General features: G+C 75.4%; 2 protein-coding genes. Both read right to left on the bottom strand.

The genetic code is table 11. The features are described from left to right. Positions 1 to 1715, bottom strand: a 1715-nt coding sequence (locus tag KYY02_RS13060; protein WP_371238076.1) for a type I polyketide synthase, incomplete at its 3' end; no start/stop codon positions are given. A gap of 53 nt (positions 1716 to 1768) precedes the next feature. Beyond that, positions 1769 to 13981 carry a type I polyketide synthase gene (locus KYY02_RS13055; RefSeq protein WP_371238075.1) on the bottom strand — a complete coding sequence of 4071 codons (12213 nt, stop codon included), beginning with the start codon at positions 13979 to 13981 and terminating at the stop codon, positions 1769 to 1771. Positions 13982 to 14013: the final 32 nt, after the last annotated feature.

Raw genomic sequence — 14013 nt, 5'->3', positions numbered from 1 at the left:
TTGTGCGGTGTCGCCTCGCCCAGGACGATGCCGGGTCCGCCGCGTCCCCCGGTGAGGGCGGTGAGCCGGTCGGTGGTGGTGCTTCGATCCTCGGCGAGTACCACGGCGCGGTGTTCGAAGAGGGAGCGTGTGGTGGCCAGTGAGAAGCCGACGCCCTCGGGGTCGAAGTCGGCGGAGGAGGTCACGGCGGACAGTAGTTGGCCGGCCTGCGCGCGCAGTGCGTCGGGGGTCCGGGCGGACAGCACCCACGGGGTGACGGCGGGGGCCGGCCGGCCGGCGGTCCGCGCGGGCGCCGGAGTGTCGCCGTCGGTCGTGGTGTCCGGGTCGGGCGCGGGTGCCTCTTCCAGGATGACGTGGGCGTTGGTGCCGCTCACGCCGAAGGAGGACACACCGGCGCGGCGGGGTTCGCCGGTCTCCGGCCACGGCCGGTCCTCGGTCAGCAGGGCCACGGTGCCCGCCGACCAGTCGACGTGGCTGCTGGGCTCGTCGACGTGCAGGGTCCTGGGCAGCACGCCGTGCCGCATCGCCATGACCATCTTGATGATGCCGCCGGCTCCGGCCGCAGCCTGGGAGTGGCCGATGTTCGACTTCAGCGAGCCCAGCCACAGGGGGCGGTCCGCCGTGCGTTCCGCGCCGTAGGCGGCGATGAGGGCCTGGGCCTCGATCGGGTCGCCGAGGGTGGTGCCGGTGCCGTGCGCCTCGACCGCGTCGACCTGCGCGGGGGTGAGCCGTGCGCCGGCCAGGGCCTGGTTGATCACCGCCTGCTGCGCGGGGCCGTTGGGTGCGGTCAGGCCGTGGGACGCGCCGTCCTGGTTCACGGCGGAGCCGCGGATGACGGCGAGGACGGGGTGGCCGTTGCGCTGGGCGTCGGACAGGCGCTCGACCAGCAGCATGCCGACGCCCTCGCCCCAGCCGGTGCCGTCGGCGCTGTCGGAGAACGCCTTGCAGCGGCCGTCCACCGACAGGGCGCGTTGCCTGCTGTACTCGACGAAGGTGCGCGGTGTGGACATGAAGGTGGCGCCGCCCGCGAGGGCGAGCGAGCACTCGTCGCGGCGCAGCGCCACCATCGCCAGGTGCAGGGCGACCAGCGAGGACGAGCACGCCGTGTCGACGGTGACGGCGGGGCCGACGAGGCCGAGCGTGTAGGCGATCCGGCCCGAGGCGATGCTGCCCGCGCTGCCGTTGGCGAGGAAGCCCTCGAACCCTTCGGGGGCCTGCGGCAGGCGCGTGGCGTAGTCGTTGTACATGATGCCCGCGAAGACACCGGTCTTGGTGTCCCTGGCCTGCGCGGGGTCGATGCCGGCGCGTTCGAACGCCTCCCAGGACGTCTCCAGGAGCAGCCGCTGCTGGGGGTCCATGGCGAGTGCCTCGCGCGGGCTGATCCCGAAAAACGCCGGGTCGAAGTCGGTGGCGTCCTGGAGGAAGCCGCCGTGCCGGGTGATCGAGGTGCCCGCGTGGTCCGGGTCGGGGTGGTAGAGGGAGTCGACGTCCCAGCCTCGGTCGGAGGGGAACTCGACCACCGCGTCGCGGCCCTCGGCCACCAACTGCCAGAGGTCTTCCGGTGAGGTGACGCCCCCGGGGTAGCGGCAGCTCATCCCGATGATGGCGATGGGCTCGTTCTCCCGTTCCTCGACCTCGCGCAGGCGCCGGCGTGCGGTGCGCAGATCGGTGGTGGCCCGCTTGAGGTAGTCGCGGAGCTTGTCCTCGTTCTGCATCTGGCGCGTGCTCCTTACAGCGATGCGGGGGAGATCGTTGCGGTCCGTACCGGTCACGAGGTTTCGAGTTCGTTGTCGAGGTAGTCGAAGAGTTCGTCGTCGGTCGCCGCGGAGAGGTCGCCGGAGTCGGCTTCCTCGTCGGCTGCGTCCGCCCGGGTGTCGCTCCACTTGGCGAGCAGGGCCCGCAGCCGCAGGTCGACCTTGGTGGCGGTGCCGTCGTCAGCGAGGTCGAACAGCGCGCGCTCCAGACGGTCGAGCTGGTCCAGCACCCCGGTGTCCGGTTCGGCCTCGGTGCGCGGGAGCAGGGTGAGCACGTGCCGGGTGATCGCGGCGGCCGACGGGTGGTCGAACACGAGCGTCGAGGGCAGCCGGATGCCGGTGGCCGCAGTGAGCCGGTTGCGCAGCTCCACCGAGGTCAGCGAGTCGAAGCCGAGGTCCTGCAGGGACCTGCCCGGGTCGATGGGGGTGCCGGCCGGGTGGCCGAGGACGGCCGCGACCTGTGCGCCGACCAGGTCCAGGACCGTCTGTTCACGGTCCGCCGCGGACTGTCCGGCGATGGTCTCGGTGAACGTCGGGCCGTCGGCGGGGGCCGTCGGCGCGGCACGGCGGACGGGGGCGCGGACCAGGCCCCGCAGCACCGGGGGCAGGGCGCCGTCGGCCGCCAGGCCGCGCAGCGTCGCGGTGTCGAGGCGGACCGGTACGAGGACGGGGCGGTCGTCCTGCGTCGCGGCGTCGAACAGCGCCAGGGCGTCCTGGGTGGGCAGTTCGAGGACGCCGGAGCGGCCGAGGCGGGCCCGGTCGTCCGCGTCGAGACCGGCGGTCATGCCGCTCGCCGCCGCCCACATGCCCCAGGCCAGGGAGACGCCGGGCAGGCCGAGTGCGTGGCGGCGCCGCACCAGGGCGTCGAGCGCCGCGTTGGCGGCGGCGTATCCCGCCTGGCCGGCGCTGCCGAGGACGCCGGCTGCGGAGGAGAACACGACGAACGCGGAGAGGTCGGTGTCCCGGGTGAGTTCCTCCAGGTGGAGCAGGCCGTCGACCTTGGGGCCGAGGACGCGGTCGACCCGTTCGGGGGTCAGCGACTCGACGACGCCGTCGTCGACGACGCCCGCGGCGTGCACGACCGCGCCGAGCGGCCGGTCGAGGGAGGCGAGGAGCGCGGCCACCGCGTCGCGGTCGGCGACGTCGCAGGCCGCCACGGTCACCTCGGCGCCGAGGGCCGTGAGTTCGTCGCGCAGCGTCGGGGCGCCCTCGGTCGCGAGGCCGTTGCGTCCGGCGAGGACGAGGTGACGTACGCCCCGGTCGGTGACCAGGTGCCGGGCGACCAGTGCGCCGAGGGTGCCGAGGCCGCCGGTGACGAGGACCGAACGCTCGGGATCGAGCACGCCGGGCACGGTCAGACCGGTGTCGGCGGTGTGCGGCTCCCGGCCGGGAGGGGCCGGCGCCTCGGGTGCGCGGCGGGCGTCGGGCGCGGTGAGCGGGCCGTCCGGGGTGGCGCGGGTGAGCCGGGGCACGGTCACCCGGCCGTCGCGCACGGCCGCCTGGGGTTCGCCGGAGGCCAGCGCGGCCGGGACGGCGCGGGCGGACTCGGCGCTGTCGTCCAGGTCGAGCAGGACGAAGCGTCCCGGGTTCTCGGTCTGGGCCGAGCGTACGAGTCCCCATACGGCGGCCTGGGCCGGGTCCGGGGCCGGGGTGTCGACCGCGCCACGGGTGACGAGGACCAGGCGGGTGTCCGCCGTGCGCTCGTCGGCGAGCCAGTCCTGGGCCAGCGTCAGCGCCCAGGTCACCGTCGCACGGATCGCCGCCTTTTCGTCCGAGGCGTCCGAGGCGTAGGAGGCGTACGACTCGTCCGTCCCGTGCGTCCCGTCCCCGGCGGACGGCCGGGGGCACGGCGCGAGCAGGTCGCCGACACCGTCGAGGGCGTCGAAGCCGGACACGGCCGGCACGTCGAGGCCGAGGGCGTCGGCGCCGGGCCGGTCGGCGTCGAGCACCGCGAGCCCGGTCGCCGTGGTCTCCTCGGTCTCCGTGCCGAGGCCCGTCCACTCCAGGCGGAACAGGGCGTCGGTAACCGGCGACGTGGTCCTGTGCAGCTCGACCGGCCGCATGACCAGTGACTCGACGCTTGCGACGGGCCGGCCGGCCGGGTCGGCGACGGCCAGTGACATCTGGTCCTGCCCGGTGGGCGACCAGCGCACCCGCAGCGTCGAGGCGCCGGCGGCGTGCAGTCGTACGCCCGAGAAGCTGAACGGCAGCCGGGGGCCGCCGCCGGTCTCTTCGAGGGCGTGCAGCACCGGCGCGTGCAGGGCGGCGTCGAGCAGGGCCGGGTGCACGCCGAAGCCCTCGCCGCCGGTTCCCTCGGGCAGGGACACCTCGACGTACACGTCGGAGCCGAGGCGCCAGGCCGCGCGCAGGGCACGGAAGACGGGGCCGTAGTCGTAGCCGAGTTCGGTGAGGCGGTCGTAGACGTCGTCGACGTCCATGGGTGCCGCGTCCTGCGGCGGCCACGCGGACAGCTCGGTCGCGGGGGCGTCGCCCGTGGTGAGCGTGCCGGTCGCGTGCTCGGTCCACGGCGCGTCCCGGTCGGCGTCCTCGGCCCGCGAGTGCACCCGGATGCTCCGTGTGCCGTCGCTGTCGGCGCCGACCGTCACGCGCAGGGCCCGGCCGCCGCGCTCGGGCAGCACCAGGGGGGCGTGCAGGGTCAGTTCCTCGACGGTGTCGAGGCCGCAGTGGCCGGCGGAGTGCAGGGCGAGGTCGAGGAAGCCGGTGCCGGGGAACAGGACCCGGTCGCCGACGGCGTGGTCGGCGAGCCAGGGCTGGGTCCTCGTGGAGAGCCTGCCGGTGAGGACGACGCCTTCGGAGTCGGGCAACGCCACCGCGGCGCGCAGCAGCGGGTGGTCGCCGGTGGTGAGTCCGAGGGCCGCCGTCGCGCCGTCGCCCGCGGGCGCCACCGCCGCGGTCAGCCAGTAGCGGTCGTGCTGGAAGGGGTAGGTGGGCAGGTCGGCGCGGGAGCCGTGGCCGCCGAGCACGGCCGCCAGGTCGAGGTGGACGCCCCGGACGTGCAGCCGCGCGGCGGCGAGGATCGCCGCGTGCGGCTCGGGCCGGTCGGAGCGCAGCGTCGGCACGAACACGGCGTCGGGGGCGTTGTCCGGGCCCATGGTGGTGAGGGCGCTGCCGGGTCCGACCTCCACCATGGTCGTCACGCCCTGGGCGGCCAGGCTCATGACGCCGTCGGCGAACCGTACCGGTTGGCGTACGTGCTGGACCCAGTGGTCCGGTGACGTCAGTTCCTCGGCGCCGACGGGTGCGCCGGTGAGGGTGGAGACGATCGGCAGCGTGGGCGGGTGGGCGGTGGCGCCCGCCACGACGCGGCGGAACGCGTCGAGCATGGGTTCCATCAGCGGTGAGTGGAAGGCGTGGCTGACCCGCAGTCGGGTGACCTTGCGGCCCTGTGCCTTGAGCCGGTCGGCGAGGCCGAGCACTTCGAGTTCGCTGCCGGACAGGACGAGCGAGTCGGGGCCATTGACGGCGGCGATGCCGATGTTGTCGGAGCACTCCGGTGCGATCTCGCCCTCGGTGGCCCGCACCGCGACCATGACGCCGCCCGCGGGCAGGGCCTGCATGAGCGCGCCGCGCGCGGCGACGATCGCGCAGGCATCGGCCAGGGAGAAGACGCCCGCCACGTGCGCGGCGGCCAGTTCACCGATCGAGTGACCCGCGAGCGCGTCGGGCCGCAGCCCCCAGGACTCCCACAGGCGGTACAGGGCGACCTCGACGGCGAACAGCGCGGGCTGGGCGTACTCGGTGCGGTCCAGGACGGTCTGGTCGTCGCCGAAGACCACCTCGCGCAGCGGCAGGTCCAGGAGCGGGTCGAAGTGGGCGCACACCTCGTCGAGCGCGTCGGCGAACGCGGGGTGGGCCGCGTACAGGTCCCGGCCCATGCCGGCGCGCTGGGAGCCCTGGCCGGAGAAGAGGACGGCGAGCCGGCCGCCGTCGGGGGTGCCGCGTACCACGTCGGCGGTGGCGGCGTCCTGGGCCAGCGCGTCGAGTCCCGCGCGCAGTGCGGGCGTGCCGGTGCCGAGGACGACCGCGCGGTGGTCGAGCGCGGCCCGCCCGCCGGCGAGGGTGGCGGCGATGTCCAGCGGCCCAAGGTCCGGCCGGGCGTCGACGGTGGCCGCCAGGCGGGCGGCCTGCTCGCGCAGCGCGGCGGTGTCGCGGGCGGACAGCGCCCAGGCCAGGGGGCGGTCGTCGGAGACGTCGGCCGGGACGAGGGCCGCGGGGGCGGGCGCGGCCTGTTCGAGGATGACGTGGCCGTTGGTGCCGCTGACGCCGAACGCGGAGACGGCCGCGCGCCGGGGCCGGCCGGTCTCGGGCCACGGCCGCTGTTCGGGGAGCAGTTCCACGGCGCCCGTCGTCCAGTCCACGTGCTGGGACGGGTGGTCCAGGTGCAGGGTGCGGGGCAGTACGCCGTGCCGCATCGCCTGCACCATCTTGATGACGCCCGCGATGCCCGAGGCGGCCTGGGTGTGGCCGATGTTGGACTTCAGGGCGCCGAGGAACAGCGGCCGGTCGGCGGGGCGGTCCTGGCCGTAGGTGGCGAGCAGTGCCTGTGCCTCGATGGGGTCGCCGAGCCGGGTGCCGGTGCCGTGGCCCTCGACGGCGTCCACGTCCGTGGCGGACAGGCCCGCGTTGGCGAGGGCGGCGCGGATGACCCGCTGCTGCGCGGGGCCGCTCGGCGCGGACAGGCCGTTCGACGCGCCGTCCTGGTTGGTGGCCGAGCCCCGGACGACGGCGAGGACCTGGTGGCCGTTGGCCTGTGCGTCGGAGAGCCGTTCGAGGAGGATCAGGCCCGCGCCCTCGCCCCAGCCGACGCCGTCGGCGGCGTCGGCGAAGGGCTTGCATCGGCCGTCGGGGGCCAGGCCGCCCTGGAGGCTGAACTCGGCGAACGGCGTCGGCGTCACCATGATCGCCGTGCCGCCCGCCAGGGCCATCGAGCACTCCCCCGACCGCAGCGCCTGTACCGCGAGGTGCAGGGCGACCAGCGAGGACGAGCAGGCGGTGTCCACGGTGACGGCGGGTCCGCGCAGGCCGAGGGTGTAGGCGACGCGGCCGGAGACGACGCTGAGCGCGTCGCCGGTGAGCCGGTAGCCGTCCATCTCGGGTGCCGCCTGCTCCAGGGTGCCCGCGTAGCTCTGCGGGGAGGCACCGACGTACACGCCGGTGAGGCTGTCGCGTACGGAGGTCGGGTCGATGCCGGCCCGCTCGAAGAGCTCCCAGGCCAGTTCGAGTACCTGTCGCTGCTGGGGGTCCATGGCGAGTGCCTCGCGCGGGGCGATGCCGAAAAAGCCCGCGTCGAAGCCGCCCGCGTCATCGACGAAGGCGCCTTCCAGGGTGCGGCTGCGGCCCTGGGCCTCCGCGTCGGCCGGGTAGAGCCGGTCGGTGTCCCAGCCCCGGTCGTCGGGGAAGGGCCCGATGGCGTCGCGTCCTTCGAGGACGAGCGTCCACAGGTCCTCGGGGCTTTGTACGCCGCCGGGGTAGCGGCAGCTCATGGCGACCACGGCGATCGGCTCGTCGGTGGCGCGGGGCGCGCTGTCGGCGGGTGTGGCGGTGCGCCGCTCGCCGAGCACCGCGGTGTGCAGGTGGCGGGTCAGTGCCTCGGGTGTCGGGTGGTCGAAGACGACGGTGGCGGGCAGGTGCGCGCCGGTGGCGGTGTTGAGGCGTTTGCGCAGCTCGATGGCGGTGAGGGAGTCAAAGCCCAGCTCGCGGAAGGCCCGGTCGTGGGTGATGGCGTCGGGTCCCTCGTGGCCGAGCACCGCCGCCGCGTGACCGCGGACCAGGTCGAGCAGGAGCCGGTGCTGGTCGGCGTCGTTGAGCCCGGCGAGGCGGTCTGCCAGGGCGCCGCCCGCGGCCGGCTGCTGCGGCGTGTCCTGGGCGGCGAGCGCGACGACGTCGGGTATCTCGCTGATCAGCGGCCGGGAGCGGGCCGCGGTGAAGCCGGGAGCGAAGCGGGCCCAGTCGATGTCCGCGACCGTCAGGGTCGTCTCGCCGGCCGCCAGGGCAGTGGCGAGCGCGCCGACGGCGAGGTCCGGCCGCATGGGGCGCAGGCCGCGGCGGCGCAGCTGGTCGTCGAGTTCGCCGGTCACCATGCCGCCGCCCGCCCACATGCCCCAGGAGACCGAGGTGGCGGGCAGTCCGTCGGCGCGGCGGCGCTGTGCGAGGGCGTCGAGGAAGGCGTTGGCCGCGCCGTACGCGCCCAGTTCGCCGCTGCCCCAGACCGCGGATCCGGAGGAGAACAGCACGAACGCGTCCAGGTCGCGTCCGACGCACAGCTCGTCCAGGTGGGCGGCGCCGCCGGCCTTGGCCGCCAGGGCGTGGGCGAGGTCGGCGGTGCCGGTCTCGGTCAGCGGCAGGGTGGGTACGGTGCCCGCCGCGTGGAAGACGGAGCGGACCGGGGTGCCCTCGGCGTCGAGCTGGGCGAACAGGTCGCCGAGGGCGGTGCGGTCGGTGGCGTCGCAGGCGGCGACGGTGACGCGGACGCCGAGGCCGCTCAGCTCGTCCCGCAGTTCGGCCGCGCCGGGCGCGTCCGGGCCCCGGCGGCTGGTCAGCACGAGGTGCTCGGCACCGTTGCCGGCCAGCCAGCGGGCGACGTGGCCGCCGATGGCCCCGGTGCCGCCGGTGATCAGTACGGTGCCGGCGGCGCGCCAGGCGGGCGTCTGGGCCGGGGCGGGGGCGGGCGTCAGCCGGCGTACGGAGACTCCGGAGGCGCGGATGGCGAGCTGGTCCTCGTCCGTCCGCCCGGCGAGGACGGCGGCGAGGCGCGTGGCGGTCCTCGGGTCGGGGGCGACGGGCAGGTCGACGAGACCGCCCCAGCGTTGGGGGTGCTCCAGGCCGACGGCCAGGCCGAGGCCCCAGGCCTGGCTCTGTGCCGGGTGTGTCAGCGGGTCGGACCGTCCCACGGACACCGCGCCCGTCGTGGCCAGCCACAGCGGTGCGTCGATCCCGGCCGCACCCAGTGCCCTCACCAGCGCGAGGGTGGCGGACAGGCCCTGGGGCACGCTCGGTGCAGCGGGGTCGGGGCGTTCGTCGAAGGCCAGCAAGGACAGTACGCCGCTGGGTACGACCCCGGCGGCGCGCAGGGACTCGGCCGAGCCGTCGGTCTCCAGGACGTCGGCGCCGTGGGCGCGCAGCGCGTCGACGGCCGCCGCCCGCCAGGGGTGGTCCGCCTGGAACGCGGAGCCCACCACGAGCCAGGTGCCGTGCAGGGCGGGCGGGGTGGGGGTGCTGAGGGGGCGCCAGGTGATCCGGTGGCGCCAGGAGTCGACGGCGGACCGCTCCCGGCTGCGGCGGCGCCAGTCGGTCAGGCTGGTCAGGACGTCGGTGAGCGGCGCGTCGGCGGGCACGTCCAGCGTGGTGGCGAGGTCGCCCCGTTCCACCGCGGCCCAGAATTCCTCGAAGGCGGGGTCGGCGGCGGCGGTGGGGCGGGAGGTGTCGTCGAGCCAGAACCGCCTGCGCTGGAAGGGGTAGGTGGGCAGGTCGACCGGCCGCCCGGGGGGCACCACGCGACGCCAGTCGAACGGCAGGCCCTCGACGTACGCTTCGGCGGCGGAGAGCAGGAACCGGTCCAGGTCCCCGTCGGTCCGGCGCAGCGTGCCGACCACGATCGCGTCGCGCCCGGCGGCCTCCACCGTCTCGCGCACGCCGATGGTGAGCACGGGGTGCGGGCTGCACTCCACGAACACGCCGATGCCGTGGTCGAGCAGACCGCGGGTGGCCTCCTCGAACCGCACCGTGTTGCGCAGGTTCCGGTACCAGTACTCCGCGCCGGTCTCGCTGCCGGTCAGCCACTCCCCCGTGACCGTGGACAGCATCGGCACGCTCGCGGGCCGCGGTGCGATGCCGGCCAGCGCCTCGGCCAGCGCGTCCTGGATGCGCTCCACGTGCGGGGAGTGCGAGGCGTAGTCCACCGGTACCCGCCGGGCGCGCACCTCGTCGGCCGCGCAGGACTCCATCAGCTCGTCCAGGGCGTCGGCGTCACCGGCCACGACCACCGAGCCGGGTCCGTTGACGGCGGCGACGGAGATACGTCCGTCCCATCGCGCCAGCCGCTCCCGCGCCTGGTCGACGGTCACCGCCAGCGACACCATGCCGCCTCGGCCCGACAGCGCCAGGATCGCCTTGCTGCGCAGGGCGACGACCCGGGCGGCATCCTCCAGGGAGAGCGCTCCCGCGACGTGCGCGGCGGCGATCTCGCCCTGGCTGTGTCCCACCACGGCGTCCGGCTCCACACCGTACGAGCGCCACAGCGCGGCCAGCGACACCATCACCGCGAACAGGGCGGGCTGGACGACGTCCACCCGTTCCAACCGCTCGGCATCGCCCAGCGCCTCGTGCAGGGACCAGTCCACGTGCGGTGCCAGTGCCTCGGCGCAGGCGTCGAGGGAGGCGCGGAAGACCGGCGAGGACTCCGCCAGCTCCGCCCCCATCCCCAGCCACTGCGAGCCCTGCCCGGGGAACACGAACGCCACCTGCCCCGTGGGTCGCGCCACTCCCACGGCCACGCGGGCCGACTCGGTGCCGGTGGCCACCGCCGACAACGCGTTCGCGCCGCCGGCCACCACCACGGCCCGGTGCTCGAACACCGACCGCGACAGCAGGGCGTCCGCCAGGTCGGCGGGCGCGCTCGCCTCTGCGGCGGCGGCGAGCCGGGCGGCGTGGGCGCGCAGGGCGTCCTCGGCCCGCGCGGAGAACACCAGCGGGACCGGGCCCGAGGGCGACGGTGGCTCGGCCGGGGTCTCCTCGGGTGCCTGTTCGAGGATGGCGTGGGCGTTGGTTCCGCTGATGCCGAAGGAGGACACACCGGCCCGGCGGGGGCGTCCGGTCTGCGGCCACGGCGTGGCCTCGGTGACGAGCGACACCGCGCCGGACGTCCAGTCCACGTGCGGGGTGGGCTCCGTGATGTGCAGGCTCGGCGGCAGCACGCCGTGCCGCAGCGCGAGCACCATCTTGATCAGACCGGCCACGCCGGAGGCCGCCTGGGTGTGGCCGATGTTGGACTTCACCGAGCCGAGCAGCAGCGGCCGGTCGGCGGGGTGTTCGCGGCCGTAGGTGGCGAGGAGGGCGTCCGCCTCGATCGGGTCGCCCAGGCGGGTGCCGGTGCCGTGCGCCTCGACAGCGTCGACCTCGGCGGCCGGGACGCCCGCGTCTGCGAGCGCCTGCCGGATCACCTTGCGCTGGGCGGGGCCGCTGGGGGCGGTGAGGCCGTTGGAGGCGCCGTCCTGGTTGATGGCGGTGCCCTTGATCAGGGCGAGGACGGGGTGGCCGTTGCGGCGCGCGTCGGACAGTCGTTCGAGGAGCACCATGGTGGCGCCTTCGGCGAGGCCGAAGCCGTCGGCGCTCGCCGAGAACGCCTTGCAGCGTCCGTCGGGGGCCAGCGCGCGCTGTCTGCTGAATTCCACGAACAGGCCCTGCGACGGCATGACGGTGACGCCGCCCGCGAGCGCGAGGGGGCACTCGCCGCGCCGCAGCGACTGCACGGCCAGGTGCAGGGCGGCCAGCGACGAGGAGCACGCCGTGTCGAGGGTGACGGCGGGCCCGGCGAGGCCGAAGGAGTACGAGAGCCTGCCGGAGGCGACGCTCGCGGTGTTGCCGGTGAGGAGATGGCCCTCCAGCTCCGCGGGCGCCTCGTACAGCCGGGGCCCGTAGTCCATCGTCATCGCGCCCACGAACACGCCCGTCCGGCTGCCGCGCAGGCCGGTGGGGTCGATGCCCGCGCGCTCGACGGCCTCCCAGGCGATCTCCAGGAGCAGTCGCTGCTGGGGGTCCATCGCCAGGGCCTCGCGGGGCGATATCCCGAAGAACTCGGGGTCGAACTGGCCGGCGTCGTGCAGGAACCCGGCTTCGCGCTGGTAGTAGCGGCCTGGCCGCTCGGCGTCCTCGTCGTAGCGTCCTTCCAGGTCCCAGCCCCGGTCGGTGGGGAAGGCGGTGACGCCGTCGCCGCCCGTGGTGAGCAGCTCCCACAGGTCCTCGGGGCTGTGCACGCCACCGGGCAGCCGGCAGCTCATCGCCACGATCGCGATCGGCTCGTCGTCGCCGGCGGCCGCCCCGGTCACCGGCTCGTCGTCCTCGGCGGGGGCACCGAGCAGGACCCGGTCGACGTACCGGACGAGGCTGCGGCACGTCGGGTTGTCGAAGATCGCCGACACGGGCAGGGTCAGACCGGTGGCCGCGTTCAGCAGGTTGCGCAGGCGCACCACGCCCGCCGAGTCGACGCCCAGTTCGAGCAGCGGCGCGTCCGCGTCGGCCGCGTCCACGTCGTCCCGGGTGCCGTCGACGACGGCGGCCACCTGCGCGCGGACCAGGTCGAGCAGGTACGCCGTGCGGTCGGGGACCTCGGCGAGCCGGTCGGCGAGGGACGGGGCGGCCCCGGGCGCCGGGCGCAGCGGGTAGGCGGGCAGCGGCACCGCGCGCGCGTCGCGGCCGGCGAACACCGCCCGCCAGTCGGGGAGCACGCCGTGGGTGTGCAGTTCGCCGAGCGCGGCGGTCATCTCGTCCGCGCCGCCCCGTCCCCGGCGCAGCGTGCCGACGACCGCGGCGTCCACGGCGGCTTCCTCGGCGGTCTCCTGCACGGCCCGGGTCAGTACGGGGTGGGGGCTCGGTTCGAGCAGCAGGCGGTGGCCCGCTGCCAGGGCGGCGCGCGTGGCGCTCCGGAAGTCGGCAGTGCCGCGCAGGTTGCGGCACCAGTGGTCCGCGGTGAGCGTGCGTGGGTCGACGCGCCCGCCCGTGGTGGCCGTGTAGATCGGTACGTCCGTCGGGCGGGGGGTGAGCGGGGCGAGGACCTCGCGCACCATGCCGAGTACGGAGTCGACCTGACGGCCGTGGGCCGCGACGCGGATGGCGATGCTCTTGGCCCTGACACCGTCGGCGGTCAGTTCGGCGAGGAACGCGGTGGCCTCGTCCTCGGTTCCCGACACGAGGACCGAGGTGGGGGCGTGCACGGCGGCCAGGTCGAGCCCCTCGTAGCGGGCGAGCCGCTCGCGCACCTCGTCGGCCGACGCCAGTACGGAGAGCATCACGCCCTGTTCGAGGAGGTGCACCTGCGCCTGGCTGAACAGGGCGACGGCACGCGCACCGTCCTCGACGGACAGCGCGCCCGCGACGGTCGCCGCCGGGATCTCGCCGACGCTGGAGCCGACCACGGCACCGGGCGGTACGCCCCAGGAGCGCCACAACGCGGACAGGGACACCATCATCGCCCAGAGCGCGGGCTGTCCGACGTCCGGCCGGTCGAGGGAGTACGTGTCCGTCGTGCCCCGCAGCACGTCGAGCACGGGCCACTCCACGAACGGGGTGAGGGCGTCGGCGCAGGCGTGCAGTTGCTCGGCGAACACCGGTGAGGCGTCGAGGAGTTGATCGGCCATGCCGAGCCACTGCGGGCCGTGGCCGGAGAACACGAAGGCGATGTCACCCGCTGCGGGCCCGCCGGCCGCGGGCCCCGGCACCGGTACGCGCCCCTCGCTGAGGGCGAGCAGTTCCCCGGCGAGCCGCGCGCGGTCCCGGCCGACCAGGACGGCGCGTCGGGCGAGGGCGGGCCGGGTGGTGGCGAGGGAGAAGGCGAGGTCGGCGAGTGGCAGGTCCGGCTCGGCCACCAGCAGCGCGTGCAGATCGGCGGCGCGGGCCCGCAACGCGTCGTCGCTGTGCGCCGACAGGGCGACCGGGACGGCGGGGCCGTCCGCCGCGTCGCGGCCGAGCCGGGGGCGGCCCGCGGCGAGCGCGGCCTCGACCAACGCGGGGACACCGTCGGGCCACGCGTGGTCGGTGCCGAGCCGATAGGCGAAGGTCGCGGCCCGCGCGTCGTCCTGGCGCGTGAGCACGGCGAAGGCGCCGTCCGTTCCGACGAGCGCCAGGTCGCACTCGCCGGAGAGCACGGCGGAGACGGCATCGGCGAGGGGTGCCTGTCCGGTTCGACAGGGGCCGCTCAGACGCAGTGCGTGCGCCAACTCGGTGGCCTGTTCTGGCCGTTCGGCCGAAGCCCCCGCTTCGGTCCCAGCCCCGGCCGACAGATAGACACCGACGCCCGCCCGGTCGTCCGCGTCGATGCCGGCGTCCTCGCAGGCCCTCCACGCCGACTCCAGTTCGTCCGCCCGGCCCGCGGGCAGCGGCACACCGGTCAGCTCGGCCAGCACACCGTGATCGCGCTCCGCCCGCACCGGTACCGCGGTCGCGACCCCGACGACGGCGACAGCGCCGGTGTGCACCCCTTCTGATAAGCGCATGGCAGCCTCTGCCTTCGTCAGTCATCCACTGG

This window comes from Streptomyces pimonensis, from assembly GCF_041380215.1.
In the GTDB taxonomy this organism is placed as follows: Bacteria; Actinomycetota; Actinomycetes; order Streptomycetales; family Streptomycetaceae; genus Streptomyces; species Streptomyces pimonensis.
The sequence above is the reverse complement of the archived record's forward strand: the minus strand, read 5'-3'. Positions and strand labels throughout refer to the sequence as shown.